The organism is Lacrimispora amygdalina (genome assembly GCF_900205965.1).
GTDB lineage: Bacteria > Bacillota > Clostridia > Lachnospirales > Lachnospiraceae > Lacrimispora > Lacrimispora amygdalina_A.
Window position 1 is genome coordinate 1 of record NZ_OAOF01000017.1, and the last position, 15,377, is coordinate 15,377.

Sequence of the window (15,377 nt, forward strand, 5' to 3'; positions counted from 1 at the left end):
AAAAATGGTTTGTAAGATATTCATAAAAGAATTTTACAATAAAGTTACACAAAGAAAAACCCCAAACCCCTCATGAGTGAGGGGCAGGGGAGTTGAGAGTGTCGAAGACACTTTTTTATGCCTGTAATTAAAAAAAAGAGTGTAAATTTCCTGTAAAATGTGGTAGACTAAACCCGGTCAGTAAAATGATTAGAAAACGAGGGATACGATGAAAGTATATTTCAGATGGCTGTGGAAGCTTTTGGCTCTTTCAGCAGGCATCAATATTGTGATTGAACTGGCAAGCAGGAAGTCATTGTTTAATCTGGGATCTTATATATGGAATAGTTTATTTATCTTTTTGCTTAATACGTTAATTATTCTTCTTCCTTATACGATCATATTCATTACAAGGCGAAAAGCATTTGCATGCTTTATGATTTCGTTTATATGGATTTTTATGGGAATTGTAAACGGTATTCTGCTTATATTCCGTACGACTCCATTTACTGCAGCTGATCTGCGTCTGGTGAAGTATGCCATGAGTCTGGCTACCGTCTATTTTACCTGGATGCAGCTTGTACTTATGGGAGTGGGAGGCGCACTGGCATTGGTTTTATTGGCAGGAGTATGGAAAAAAGCCCCGGTCAGTCAGGAAAAGACACGGATCTGCCCCGGACTGGCAGTGATTCTATTAAGTACCGCACTGGTACTTGGTATTACAAGCGGAGCCATGAAATTAGGTCTGGTTGCGGTTCATTTCGGCAATATCGGACAGGGTTTTAAAACTTATGGATTTGCTTACTGCTTTTCCAATTCCGTTTTTAATACTGGAATTTCAAAGCCGGAAGGATATGGATCTGAGACACTGGAAGCCATACAGTCTGAGGAACTGGTACCTGAGAATACCTATGCAATTACAGAGAACACAAAACCCAATATAATCATGATTCAGCTGGAATCATTTTTTGATCCCACTTTGTGGAAAAATAATCCGGTATCGTATGATCCCATACCTTTTTTCCACCAGCTGCAAAAAAGGTATCCTGGTGGATATATAAGTGTTCCTTCTGTGGGAGCCGGTACCGCCAATACGGAATTTGAATCAATAACAGGCATGAATCTGGACTTTTTCGGACCGGGTGAGTATCCATATAAGACGGTTTTAAAAAAGACCTCCTGTGAAAGTACTGCATTTGATTTAAAAAATCTGGGTTATACGGCTCACACCATTCATAACAACGAAGCAACCTTTTATGACAGAAACCGGGTATTTGCCCAGCTGGGATTTGATACATTTACGCCCATAGAATATATGAATAATATTGAACGGAATCCTACCGGCTGGTGTAAGGATAAGATCTTAACCGGGGAGATCATAAAGACGTTGGATTCGACACCCGGTCCTGATTATATCTATACCATATCTGTTCAGGGGCACGGGAAATATCCGAATTTTGAGTATTATTGCCAGCAGATTAATGAGATGGATGAGTTTATCCGTTCCCTTGTAAATACCTTAAGGACACGCAAGGAGCCGATTGTACTGGTTATGTATGGCGACCATCTTCCTGGTTTTGAGTGGAGTGAGAATGATATGAAGAATCACTCCCTGTTTCAGACGGAATATGTTATCTGGAATAATATGAATTTACCCATGGTAAAAAAGAATGTAGAGGCATATCAGATGTCTTCCCATGTTCTCAATATGCTGAATATCCATGAAGGCACCATGATCCGCTTTCACCAGAAATATCTAAACGGTGAGAATAAAAACGAGGAAAGCTATCTGGAGGATATGAAAAACCTGGAGTACGATATTCTGTATGGAGAGCATGAGGTGTACGGAGGGAAGACTCCGTATTTGAAGACTGATTTAAAGATGGGAATCGATAAAATAAAAATCGATAAAGTGGTTTATAATGATTCCAATTTACTGATTTATGGGGAGAATTTTACACCTTATTCTAAGATATGTTTTGATGGGAAGGCGGCAGATACCACGTTTGTTTGGCCTCAGCTGATTATAGCCAAGGATGTTTCAGAAAAAAAGGTGGCTAATAGTGAGATATCAGTGTGGCAGATCGGAAAGGACAAAGTACCATTAAGTGAGGCTGGAGTATACCATATGGGCTGGTCTGATTAACGAGAGAGAGGGTTATCCTCCCTCTCGTTTTCATTAGATTGAAATTATCTCATATTGGGCGTTCCCAAGACCTATCTTACCTGCGTGTTCAATGGATGTCTTCCAGTTTGTACTGGGATGAGTGTCCTTAAAATGGTCGTGGTGATGGCTTCCGTGCTTTTCCAGAATGCTTCCCGCCATAACGGGCTGTTTGTTCACTGCATCTGCACAGGCAGAATCCAGTGCAACGGGGTCAAACGAAGCGAACATACCTACATCCGGAATGATAGGAATATCATTTTCCGCATGGCAGTCACAGTAGGGGGATACGTCCATTACAAGGCTGATATGAAAGTGGGGGCGGTTCTTTAAGACTGCCTGGGTATATTCCGCAATTTTGCAGTTTAATATGTCGTTGGATTCATCGCAGTCTGATTCAATGGCATCCACTGGGCAGACGCCGATGCAGCGGCCGCAGCTGACACATTTACTGCTGTCAATAAATGCTTTTTTGTTCTGGAATGAAAATGCGTCGTGTGCACAATTCTTCTCACAGGCATGGCAGCCGATGCATGTTTCTTCTGTCACATGAGGTTTTCCGGCATTATGCATTTCCATTTTTCCAGCCCTTGAACCGCATCCCATTCCGATATTTTTTAAGGTTCCTCCAAAGCCTGTACTTTCGTGACCTTTGAAATGGGTGAGAGAGATGAAAATATCTGCATCCATAACAGCCCGCCCGATCTTTGCTTCTTTTATGTATTCTCCATCAATGGGGACCAGGATTTCATCCGTTCCTTTCAGACCATCGGCAATTAGGACATGGCAGCCGGTGGAAAAAGGGGAAAATCCGTTCTCGTAAGCGGTATCCAGATGATCCAGGGCGTTCTTTCTGCTTCCTACATATAAGGTATTGCAATCCGTCAGGAATGGTTTGCCGCCGGCTGATTTAATTAAATCAACCACTACTTTTGCATAATTGGGACGCAAAAATGATAAGTTGCCAAGCTCTCCAAAATGAATTTTAATTGCAGTATATTTATTTTGGAACTGAATATGATCCAGCATACCGGCTGTCTGAATGAGCCGGGTAAGTTTCTGGGGTAGGTTTTCACGGAATGTGGTATGAAAATTTGTGTAATAAACCTTAGATTTTTCCATAGTAGGTCTCCTTTTGATAAATTTTATTATTATGCTATTATACTGTAAACAAATAGAGTTTTCAATAAAACTTATTCGCATCTTTCCGCCTTTTGCAAACTCTTGCAAGATTACCCTCCTGGCGGTATAATAGGATCCATGCTGTTAATAAATTGTCAGTAGGAGGTACATAGGATGAAGCATATAAAAAGGATGCTGCGGATCATTTTTGGAAGGTCAATGTTTGCAGTTGTTTCACTTGTAATTCAAATCTTTGTTCTGGCAGCAGCATTCCGCTTTCTGAGCTTTTATCTGGCGTATTTTTATGGCGCTGTTACGTTGCTCAGTGCAGTGGTTATCATCTATATATTAAATAAAGAAGAGAATCCCAGTTTTAAAATGAGCTGGATGATTCCTGTCACGGCAGTGCCCGTTTTTGGTACATTTTTCTACATGCTGGTGGAACTGCACATCATTGAACGGTTTATGGAAAAGAAGTTAAAGATCCGTATGGATGAGACAGAGTGCTATCTGGAACAGAATTTAAAGGTTTTAGAGCAGTTGTCAAAAGTCAGCAGGAGAAACGCTAATCTTGCCCATTATGTTAAACAATATGGTCATTATCCAGTCTACGCCAATACCAATGCACAATACTTTCCGTCTGGTGAGGCAATGTTTGAAGCCATGAAGCGGGAGATGAAAGAAGCAAAGAGATTTATTTTTCTGGAATTTTTCATTATTGAAAAAGGGGAAATGTGGGATTTAATACTGGAACTGCTGGAGCAAAAATGCAGGGAAGGGGTAGAAGTCAGAATTATGTATGACGGCATGGGGTCTTTTGCTTTTCTTCCCCGTAATTACATTAAAACTCTGCAGGATAAGGGATTTAAGGCAAAAATCTTTTCTCCTGTCAGACCGGTTTTGTCCAGTTACCAGAATAACAGGGATCACCGAAAGATACTTGTGGTTGACGGACATACCGCGTTTACAGGGGGGATCAACCTGGCAGACGAGTACATCAACAGAAAAGTACGGTTTGGGCACTGGAAGGATGCAGGTATCATGCTGAAAGGGGAGGCAGTGACCAGCTTTACCATGATGTTTCTGCAAATGTGGAATATATCTGAGAATGAACCGGAACAATATCATAATTATTTAAAGGATCCGGAATATTTTTACCCTCTTGAGCTTCGCATGGATGGATTTGTGATTCCTTATGGAGACAGTCCGCTTGACAAGGAATTGATTGGAGAAGAGGTATATCTTGATATTATTCATAATGCCAGGCGATATGTGCATATCATGACTCCGTATCTGATTCTTGATTATGAGATGGTTAAATCTCTCTCATTTGCTGCTAAAAGAGGCGTTGATGTTTCTATCATCCTTCCTCATATTCCGGATAAAAAGTATGCATTTTTGCTTGCTAAATCACATTACGGAGAGCTAATCCGGGCAGGTGTTAAGATCTGGGAATATACTCCCGGTTTTGTTCACGCGAAAGTATTTACAAGTGACGATACGAAGGCAGCAGTGGGTACAATCAATCTGGACTTCAGAAGTCTCTATCTTCACTTTGAATGCGGAACGTATCTGTACCGGAATGAAGTAATTTGTGAGATCGAACGGGATTATCAGGAAACGCTGGCTTTATGCAGAAGAATTACTTTGGAAGACATAGCAAATGAACCCTGGTATGAAAGAGTTGCGGGGCGGGCCTTAAGGCTTTTTTCACCGCTTATGTAATAGAAAAAGCGCTGATGTTTCTGGCGCTTTTTCTGATTTAAGATAAACTACGGTGCAACTTCAAGGATTATCATATGAGCGATAACTGGTGTTGAGCCAAAGAACACTGGCTGGCCAGTCGTATTAACAATTTCTACTGTAGCAGGAATTGCTCCTACTGGCACAAGTGCGGAACCATTAATCTGCCCAGTTACGCTTGGTGAATCTGCGGGAACGCCGCCGCTTCCGTTTATCTGGGTTGTAAATTCAACAAATGTGGAAAGTCCTGCTCCATCTGTGGAAATCCACCAGGAGACGTAATAAACTCCGGGAGCCGTTATGGTTGCTACACCTGTTGCGGTATTATAGGAAATATTTAAACTTTGGTCATTTACAACTGTATTAAAAATGACTGGGCTGCCATCTTCTACAGTTGTTGTTGCTGTTCCTGTTAATTGTACTTCTATGCCTCTTAACTGTGAGGCAGGTCCGGTAGCACCGGTAGGTCCGGTGGGTCCGGTAGGTCCGGTAGGCCCGGTAGGTCCGGTAGGTCCGGTGGCACCAGTAGCGCCGGTAGGTCCGGTAGGTCCGGTGGGTCCGGTAGGTCCGGTAGCGCCGGTAGCGCCGGTAGCGCCAGTAGGTCCGGTAGGTCCGGTAGCACCGGTAGCACCGGTAGCGCCAGTAGGTCCGGTAGGTCCGGTAGCGCCGGTAGGTCCGGTAGCGCCAGTAGGTCCGGTAGGTCCAACAGGACCGGCGGGGCCGGCAGGTCCGGTAGCACCGGTAGCGCCAGTAGCACCGGTAGGTCCGGTAGGTCCGGTAGGACCTTGGATACCCTGTGGTCCCTGAGGTCCTACAGGTCCCTGAGGACCTTGTGGTCCCTGAGGACCATCAGGCCCTGGAATACCTTGCGGTCCAGTTGGCCCGGTAGGCCCTTGAAATCCTCTTGGCCCCTGAGGTCCCATTGGACCAGGGCATCCTCTTGGCCCCTGAGGTCCGGTTGGTCCAACGCAACAGCCATAGCCGCCATAGCCGCCGTTGCCGCTATTGCCACCACAACCATAGTGGTTTCTGTCCCAATCTCTACAATTATTCATTATAACTCCCTCCTGTCAAGGTGTAATTTTTTATTTGTATGATTTCTTGTAGATGTGAATTGTATTATAAAGGGCTTTTTCAATCCTTTATAACATATCATATGTGATTAGTCTCAAGTTTGTTAGAAACATTGTAGTCTTGCTGAAAATGAATTCAGATTAACTTGTATATCATTGTAGTGTAATGGAAAACATTGTAATTTTCACGCTAAATAAATACTATTACATTTAGGGTAGTATTAACAGCATTAGCAGTTGTAACGTTAGTTGCAACAGTATATTCTACTCTTAATTCATAGGTTGAAGTAGTAGTAGCTACAGCAGTATCAACATAAGTGTCTCCAATAGCTACATCAAACGTGCCGGCAATTGATCCATTGAAACTTGAAGTTCTCGTAAAAATTAGAGTAGCATCTCTGTATATTCTTAATTCGGCTTCGTAAGTGTAAGCTGCACCTACAGTATTTTCCAAGTCAATACCATAGTCAATTTTTACATTATCACCGGTAGTAACAGGTACTGCTAAAGTAGCAACGGTTACCTCTGTAGCTGCTGGTATTGGAGTGGTTACACCGTTATTGTTGTCAAAGGCTAATACTCCGACCGGCCCAGTCGGTCCAGTATCGCCGGTAGGTCCGGTATCACCAGTCGGTCCAGTATCGCCAGTCGGTCCGGTATCACCAGTCGGTCCAGTATCGCCGGTCGGCCCAGTATCACCGGTAGGTCCGGTATCGCCGGTAGGTCCGGTATCGCCGGTCGGTCCGGTATCGCCGGTAGGTCCGGTATCGCCAGTCGGTCCGGTATCGCCGGTCGGTCCGGTATCGCCGGTCGGCCCAGTATCACCGGTAGGTCCGGTATCGCCGGTAGGTCCAGTATCGCCGGTAGGTCCGGTATCGCCGGTAGGTCCGGTATCGCCAGTAGGTCCGGTATCGCCGGTAGGTCCGGTATCACCAGTCGGTCCAGTGTCACCAGTGGGTCCGGTGTCACCAGTCGGTCCAGTATCGCCAGTAGGTCCGGTATCACCAGTCGGTCCAGTATCGCCGGTCGGCCCAGTATCACCGGTCGGTCCGGTATCGCCGGTCGGTCCGGTATCGCCGGTAGGTCCGGTATCGCCAGTAGGTCCGGTATCGCCGGTCGGTCCGGTATCGCCGGTAGGTCCGGTATCACCAGTCGGTCCGGTATCACCAGTCGGTCCAGTATCGCCAGTAGGTCCAGTATCACCAGTAGGTCCAGTATCGCCAGTAGGTCCGGTATCGCCGGTAGGCCCAGTATCGCCGGTTGGCCCAGTATCACCGGTCGGTCCGGTATCGCCAGTCGGTCCGGTATCGCCGGTCGGTCCGGTATCACCAGTCGGTCCAGTATCGCCGGTAGGTCCGGTATCACCAGTCGGTCCGGTATCACCAGTCGGTCCGGTATCACCAGTAGGTCCGGTATCACCGGTCGGTCCAGTCGGTCCAGTCGGTCCGGTAGGCCCGGTAGCGCCAGTAGGTCCAGCAGGTCCGGTCGGTCCAGTAGCGCCAGTAGGTCCGGGTGTTCCAGTAGCCCCAGTAGCGCCAGTAGGTCCAGTGTCCCCAGTTGACCCGGCAGGTCCGGTTGGTCCAGTCGGTCCAGTCGGCCCAGTAGGCCCGGTAGATCCGCTTCCGGTGGCATCTTCCTGGATGATAACCATTGAACCTCTTAAAGGAACCTGCTGAGCGAAGAATACTGTACCAGTACTGATATTGACTAAGGATAATGTCACAGGAGCACTAACGACCTCAATAATTCCAGCTCCGTACACTTCGTCAGTTCTTAATGGTGTATTTCCAACTAAAAAATCACTTTGTGAACTGACAAGTGCAAAAGAGGTACCGTTTGTAGACTGAGATGATTGTGTTGCCAGCCACCAGTCAATAGAAAATCTTCCTGCTTGCAGAAAAGTGATGATACCTGTTGCAGGATCATAAGCAATATTTCCGGATGTAAAAGTGATGTTGTCAAAAAGAACATTTTCGCCGGAATTTATTGTGGTGGCAGTTTCTAACTCCAATTGGAGAGCTATATCAGCCATAATTATCCCCCTTGTTATAATGTTTTGGTTTTGACACTGATTATAAAAAAATAATAGTATCCTTATATAATATGTAGGTCGGGGGATTTTGGGACTAGGGTATAAACAATGGGGTGGCAGACCATTTTAGGACTAAAAATACGCAAAAAAAAGACTCCTGTCAGGAGCCTTATTGTATAACAGTTAAAAATTATCCGTTTATGTTAATTGATCATGCTGCAGAATTATTCTATGGTCAGCATAAGATCTTTTCGCTCCATTGTGACCAGAATCCGGTAGATGTCGTGCTTCCAGGCTGTTTTTAACCGTTCATCAGTGATGGGAAGCGTTTGTTTTTTTATATCACAACAGCCGGTCACAGTCAGAATTCCAAGATCTCCGATGATTATCTGATTTCCAGCTATTGTTGGTTCCTCGTAGAACATAAGGGATAGTACCGGCTGTAAAAACGCACCTTCGTAGTGGTCCTTTATTATAATCTGGTTCCCTTTCTTCAAAACGGCAGTTCTTTCATAAGAATGGATCCGTTCGTCCGGGTAGGCATCCGCTATATCCATTGTGATATGGCTGGCACAGGCTCCAAGCTCATAGGAAACATTTTTTGCTGCGTAGGATGCACCGTCCTTTTGTACGATTTCTCCTTCCCCATCCAGGAAGGAGGGGAGATTGTGATATCGGGACTGCATCGTCCATATATCGTATCTTTCTGGAGAAAAGGTCTTTTTGGTATAGGTTTCCACGCCCACATCGATCAATAATGGTTTGCCATCTTTATAAATGGTAAAGCTGCCGGTATCATTGTGATTATGGCTGTCATCATTGTCGCCTGCCTTGACAGCCAGGAACAGATGATCATCTCTGGCTATAAAGATACCTACGCTTTCATACCAGTAATCGTTATGCTGGATGGAGGGAACATTACGAAATGTCAGCATTTCCGTATGTGTGAAAATAGTCTGGACTCTGTAAAACAAATTATGTTCATCGACCTCTAACGGATCTTCACTGTTTTGGTAGTCGGAAGCGGCAAAGGCCATCAGCGCCCTGTTTCCTGTTCTTTTGCCGAATAAATATTCCCTTGCACCGCAGCGGCCGGCAATGGGAGAGCAATCTGCAAAATTCACATAGTAGATGTCGTCCACATGAACGTTTAAAATGTAAGATGCAATGTTTTTAATTTTTTCATCGGAGTAAACCGATGTGAAAGCCTGATCCGTAATTCCGTTTAATAGTTCCAGGCAATTAAACAAACATAGTCCTGCATGACGGAAATACTGGGCCCCTTCATCACAGCACCCGTCTTCACCGTATTCATCCAGAAAATAATCCATACTCCTGCATGCTTTTTCCAGGATCTTCCATTTCCTCGGCTCATCAAGCTCTCTTGTAAAAGCGGAGAGGAGAACATTCTGGGTACACCATACCGTCCAGTTGTTCATATGGCTTTTGCCATCGCCCATCCACCAGAAATGTTCCTCAAGGTAAGGCGTAAAGATCCGTTCTTCCAGATTTTTATTGATCATACCTGACAGAAGCGGACTTACAGAAAGAAGCTCGTGGCGAAGAAGATATTCCGCCATGGACAGGACTGCTCCTGTTTCCGCGGCAAATAAATCAATAACAGGGCGGGTAACATCAGGAAGGATCAATTGGGGCGTATCCCTGACATAGGAGTTGTGGGCAGGGAGCTGCCACGCGTTTTCCTCGCAGATTAAATACAGTCCATTGATAATATCGTCTAAAAAGCGGCCCTGATACTCTGAACATTCGGCAAGAACCAGAGAATTTAAGGCAGTACGTCTTAAAAACATCTTATTTTGGAAATGACTGCGGTTTCCAGTCCTGGAAAATTCCATAAAATCAGTTGCGGTGAGAGAGGGATATTCAAAATGCAGATATTCCTCACCGTTATTTATCAGACGTAATCTTAATTCCTCCGGCAGGGATTCCCAGCCCTCCCGGTGTGAGGCTGGAAAAAACGGGGTAAAACCGGACAATGGTTTGTTTAAGTGTTGAAAGATTTCTGTAATCATGATGCAATCTCCTTATTTTCCTTCAGGATCTTTGGTATTTTGCTGGATAAAGTCTCTGGGAGAGTAACCGGTAACTTTTTTAAATACTTTGCTGAAATAAAAAGCACTTTCAAAACCCAGATGGTCAGCGACTTCGTAAATTTTTATATCCCTCTCTAAAAGAAGTTTTTTTGCTTTATCAATCTTTGCATGAGCAATATATTCAGAAAACCCCAGCTGGCAGTTCTTTTTAAACAAAATGCTTAAATAATTGGGGCTCAGACCAAAAACTCCCGCTACTTCATTGAGACTGAGCTTTTCTGTAACGTGATTTTGAATATATTTTTGTACGTTTGTAATCACGTGAGCCTTGTAGGTTTTCCGTTTGGATTTCAGTACCTCGCATAAACCGTCACGGAATATGATCATCCACTCCACAATCTGCTCCACATTGGTGAACCGGTAGATTGAGCGGTAGCCGTCACTGTAGGAAGAAAAGATCTCTGCCATGTTCGCCTCACCGTCAGGAAGAAGGGACAATGCCAGATAAAGAATGTTGCATGCACCGTCTGCTGCCTGTGGAAAGCGAAGGGGGTGGGCTTCAAACAGTTCAATGATCTCTGTCAACGTTCGCGACAGAACATCTGTATCAAATTCATTAAATGCTTTTGTAATTTCTCCCTTAAAGACACTGATATTAAACGCATTCCGTATGGACTCCGTATCACTGCTGTTAAAAAAGACGATGGACAGGGAACGGTCCATCCGGGCAAATGCCTGACGGGCTTCCTGATAGGATTCACTGATTTTTAATGGGTGGGAGACTGGTGATCCCACACCGGTAAAAAGTGTTACATTAAAATAGTTGTTTACCATTTCCGATGTATTTAAAAATGCATGTGTTACATCCTCTTTCTGATATGTTTCCATGGAATTTAAGTGTAATACCACTGCAAAATGCTTCATGTCCAGGGATACCACATAGGCAGGCAGATGCTTGGTTATGATTTCCCTGGACATCTGGAGGGTACTGTTGTAAAGATTCATCAGCTTGCTGTATTCCATGTCTCCGCGGTTATTCTCCTGAATTTCACAAAGTGCCGCAAAGTAGCACTGTTCTGTGAAACTTAAGTTTAAATCCTTTGACTGGAGTTCAAACTGTTCCTCGCTTTCAAATAAGTTGTGAAGAAGGCGCATAAAAAATTTTTCATAATAGCTTTGAAGAAGAGGGCGTCCGGATTCCCTGTATTCAATGGACACCCGGAGACTTTCCAGGCGTGAAAGAGCCTTTTGTACGGATTCCAGAAGGGTATCGGCATTTAATTCCAGCTTGATTAAGTAATCCACTGCTTCGTATGACATGGCCTCTTTAATCAGCTGAAATTCCTCATAGCTGGTGAGAAAAATAAACAGTGGTATATTGCCGTATTTTTCCCGGCAGGTCTTTGCAAGATCCAGGCCATTCATGATAGGCATGCGGATATCAGTAATGACTAACTCCGGGGAATATTCCTCAATCATGTCCAGAGCATTCTGGCCATTTACTGCAGTACCGCAGATTTCAATTCCGTAATCTGTCCAGTTCAGCATGGATTTTATTCCGATCTGAACCAGAGGTTCATCGTCAACGATTAATAATTTTGTCATATCTGTTACCTTTCTGCCGATTGATTTTCTGTACGAAGCACGTAAGGAAGCATAATGGTCATGGTGGTAAATTCCCCCTGCCGGCTGGTGATGGTGATTCCATATTCTGGTCCGAAATCATACTGAATCCGTTTGTTTACATTATTAATTCCTACATGCCGGAAAAATTCTGTTTTATTATGAGATTCTGTATCTTCCTTAAGGACCTTTTCAATCATATCTTCCGACATTCCGATTCCGTTGTCGGTTACCTGGATCATCAGTGCCTTTCCTCCGGCAATTTCAGTTGTTTGTGCTGTAACGATGATCCTGCCTGCCGTTTGGGTGGGCTCTATTCCATGAAACAGGGCATTTTCAATAATGGGCTGAAGAGAGAACCGGTGAATCAGGCAGTCATACAGCTCGTCGGACTGAATCTCATAATCAATTGTTACGCTGCCGCCATAACGGTATTGCTGTATCAGAAAATAATCCTTTATCAGATCCAGCTCTTCCCTTAACGGAATCATGGAAGCAGTTCCCTTTGATACATTCTTTAAAAGCCGGGCAAGTGCAGTTGTCATATCTGCAATACCTCCTGCATTCTGAATCGTCGCCATCCACTTGATGGAATTTAAGGTATTATATAAAAAATGAGGATTGATCTGACTTTGAAGGATCTGGTATTCCAGATCTTTCTTCTGCTTTTCATCTGCAACCCGTTTTTCCATAAGCATGAGAATATTATCGGACATGTTGTTGATTCCACTTCCCACCTGTCCCAGTTCATGATTCCATTCAATCGTCTCATCCCTTGAAAAATCACCGGCTGAAATGCTGTTTATCTTGCTGCTTAATTTGTGAATGGGGTCCATGATAAATCGGTTAAGCAGAAATGCCAGCAGAATTCCAAGGGATACGATACCCACACAGATTCCGATAATGAGCCACGTATATAAATTTTTCTGCTGCTTAAACTGCTGTTCCGATAAAATCTGTGTAATGCTCCAGCCGTTAATACTGTCAATCGGACGTTCTACCAGAATCCGTTTATCTCCGTCATTCATCATTACGGATTGAATCAGGGTTCTCGTAGAGAGTGAACCTTTTCGGATCGAATTCTGGGTAATGTGATAGGGCTTTTTCGTTTCCACCAGAGTATCTGACTGGAAACGGTAGGTTTTGTCTCCGATATTGATAAACAGCTGACTGTCTTCCGGCAGAGGATAGGAAGACAGATAATCAGTAAACAGCCGGGTCGATATCTCCACATAGGTCCATCCGATTATACTCGAGTTGAATTTGTCATAAACCGGACGTACAATTGGAATGAACTGTCCTGAATTGACCGAAGATAAGGGGTCATGGATCAGACCAGTCCATAAAAAATCATCGGCCTCAAATAAAGGGCTGAAAAAATCGCTATCTCTTATGATCTTAGCGGCATAAGGAGAGGAGGTACTGACAGAAGAGGTCATGTATAAAAAATTCTTTTCATTTGTGGTAGAAACAATCACGCGAATGTATTGGTAGGAGCGGATCTTATAATACTCCTCTTTTAAACGGTTGTGGGAAGAGAGTGCCATCGGCCGTAAATTGTTAGAATCATCGGAAGCAGTAGGCAGTTTGTTTAAATCTTTAAATGCTTCCAGATAGTCCTGGATCACTCCGTTGGAACAGCACCATTTGCTGAAATAAATGATATCTTTCATGTCTGTTGCCAGGTTATTGCTGACAACCTGCAGACTGAATTCTGCAGACTGAATCTGATTTTTTCTGAGAAACGACTGGAAGACAGAGAAACAGACCGTTGTTGTAAGGACTGTGATAAGCAAAGTGACGGCTGCCGTCAAAATCATGATTTTTCCCCGAATTGTTTTTGGAACCAACGTTTTCCACATGATATAAGACAAGTCCTTTCTATAACAAAGTATATAAAACCGAAACATGATCATTTCTAAAGTTAGCCTATTTCCTATCAATTGTCAATGAAAAGAACCGGTATTTTTTTATAAAAACCGGTCAATATGTATACAAAAGATAAATTTTACTGTTTATCATAAAATAATACATGTTTCAAAAAAACAGAATACATTTGTGAATAAATAGTGAATATTTTCTTAGATAATTTCCATTCTTAAATAGATGGAACGAGGGTTATAATAGACACATAGTAAATCACAAGGGGTTTACTGAAACAATTTCAAATCAGGAGGGAATACAATGAAAAAAAGAGCATTTAGTCTTGCGCTTGCATGTACCATGGCAGTTACTGCCCTTGCAGGCTGTGGCGGCGGATCCCAGGGAACCACTGCTGCAACAGAAGGATCCAAAGCAGAGACAAAGGCTGCAGAGACGACGGCTACAGCAGATGGTCAGACTACTCTGAAATGGTCTGTATGGGATATCAGCTCCACTACGTATTATCAGCCGCTGATCGACGCCTTTGAGAAAGCACATCCGGATGTGAAAATCGAGATGGTGGATCTTGGTTCAACGGATTATCAGACTGTTCTGGCTACTGAATTAACAGGAAGCGGTTCTGACTTTGATGTGGTAACCGTAAAGGATGTTCCAGGATATATGACTCTGGTTAATAAAGGAGTATTAGAGCCATTAGACAGCTATATTGAGTCATCTAAAGTGGATTTATCTCAGTATAAAGGCCTGACAGACCAGATCAAGGTTGAGAATAAATTATATGAGCTTCCATTCCGTAACGATTTCTGGGTACTGTTCTATAATAAGGATATCTTTGATAAGGCAGGTGTTGCCTACCCGACCAACGATATGACATTTGAAGAGTATGATAAGCTGGCAAGAAGCTTAACTGTTGACACACCAGGACAGGAAGTTTACGGTGCACACTACCATACCTGGAGATCTGCAGTACAGTTGTTTGGTGTACTTGACGGAAAGAATACCATTGTTGACGGAAAATATGATTTCTTAAAACCTTACTATGATATGGTTTTAAAAGAGCAGGAAGACGGCGTATGCCAGGATTATGCTACATTAAAGACCAGCGGACTTCATTATTCCGGCGCATTTGCCCAGGGTAACATCGCAATGATGAACATGGGTACCTGGTTTATCTCTACCTTAATGGATAAGATCCGTACCGGTGAATATACAGACTGCACCAACTGGGGAATTGTAAAATATCCTCATGCAGAAGGTGTTGAGCCAGGATCTACTCTTGCTACCATTACTTCACTTGCAATTCCTTCCAATGCACCTCATAAAGATCTTGCATGGGAATTCATCAACTTTGTAAGCGGTAAAGATGGAGCAGAGATTCTTGCTTCTACCGGAACAATACCAGCTGTTATGAACAGCACAGTAGCAGATTTAGTATCCAGTGCAGACGGATTCCCGAAGGATGACGGAACCAGCGTTGAGGCTCTTAACACTTCCAAGCTTTACTTAGAAATGCCTGTCAATGCGAAGAGCTCTGAAATCGAAACTGTATTAAATGAAGAACATGATGCAATTATGACCGGAAGCATAACCGCAGATGACGGTATTGCCCAGATGGATGAAAAGATTGGCGCAATTCTTGGTAAGTAAAGCAGCGTGGTAACAAAAACAGGCGGGCAGCAGATAACGGCCCGCCTTATTTAAAA

At 43.7% G+C, this 15,377-nt stretch carries 9 protein-coding genes; 3 read left to right on the forward strand and 6 right to left on the reverse strand.

Annotated features, from left to right (window positions below; genetic code table 11):
• The first annotated feature begins 208 nt into the window (after positions 1-208).
• Positions 209-2,125 (forward strand): LTA synthase family protein, encoded by a 1,917-nt coding sequence (locus tag CRO04_RS19395; RefSeq protein WP_097005900.1) that lies wholly within the window; start codon positions 209-211, stop codon positions 2,123-2,125.
• Between the two features lie 33 nt (positions 2,126-2,158).
• Here the strand turns inward: CRO04_RS19395 and CRO04_RS19400 are convergent, their stop codons facing one another.
• Positions 2,159-3,265 (reverse strand): DUF362 domain-containing protein, encoded by a 1,107-nt coding sequence (locus CRO04_RS19400; protein WP_097005901.1) that lies wholly within the window; start codon positions 3,263-3,265, stop codon positions 2,159-2,161.
• A gap of 174 nt (positions 3,266-3,439) precedes the next feature.
• Here CRO04_RS19400 and cls point away from each other — a divergent pair, with 174 nt between their 5' ends.
• Positions 3,440-4,990 carry a cardiolipin synthase gene (gene cls / locus CRO04_RS19405; protein ID WP_097005902.1) on the forward strand — a complete coding sequence of 517 codons (1,551 nt, stop codon included), beginning with the start codon at positions 3,440-3,442 and terminating at the stop codon, positions 4,988-4,990.
• Positions 4,991-5,037: 47 nt separating this feature from the next.
• Here cls and CRO04_RS26900 read toward each other — a convergent pair whose 3' ends face one another.
• The 5 genes from CRO04_RS26900 to CRO04_RS19430 form a co-directional block, all read right to left on the reverse strand.
• Positions 5,038-6,063, reverse strand: a complete 1,026-nt coding sequence (locus CRO04_RS26900; protein ID WP_242974556.1) for a complement C1q tumor necrosis factor-related protein — start codon at positions 6,061-6,063, stop codon at positions 5,038-5,040.
• Positions 6,064-6,271: 208 nt separating this feature from the next.
• Entirely contained in the window at positions 6,272-8,113 is a 1,842-nt protein-coding gene (locus tag CRO04_RS19415) for a hypothetical protein (protein ID WP_242974557.1), read from the reverse strand.
• 224 nt (positions 8,114-8,337) lie between these two features.
• Positions 8,338-10,146, reverse strand: coding sequence for a heparinase II/III domain-containing protein (locus tag CRO04_RS19420; protein ID WP_097005903.1), 1,809 nt, complete (start codon positions 10,144-10,146; stop codon positions 8,338-8,340).
• Between the two features lie 12 nt (positions 10,147-10,158).
• Entirely contained in the window at positions 10,159-11,772 is a 1,614-nt protein-coding gene (locus tag CRO04_RS19425; protein ID WP_097005904.1) for a response regulator, read from the reverse strand.
• A 5-nt stretch (positions 11,773-11,777) separates the two neighbouring features.
• On the reverse strand, positions 11,778-13,610 hold the full coding sequence (locus CRO04_RS19430) for a sensor histidine kinase (protein ID WP_242974559.1): 1,833 nt from the start codon (positions 13,608-13,610) through the stop codon (positions 11,778-11,780).
• A 364-nt stretch (positions 13,611-13,974) separates the two neighbouring features.
• Between CRO04_RS19430 and CRO04_RS19435 the strand changes: the two genes are divergently transcribed.
• A complete protein-coding gene (locus tag CRO04_RS19435) occupies positions 13,975-15,321 on the forward strand; it encodes an ABC transporter substrate-binding protein (RefSeq protein ID WP_097005906.1) in 1,347 nt (448 codons plus the stop codon).
• Positions 15,322-15,377 lie beyond the last annotated feature (56 nt).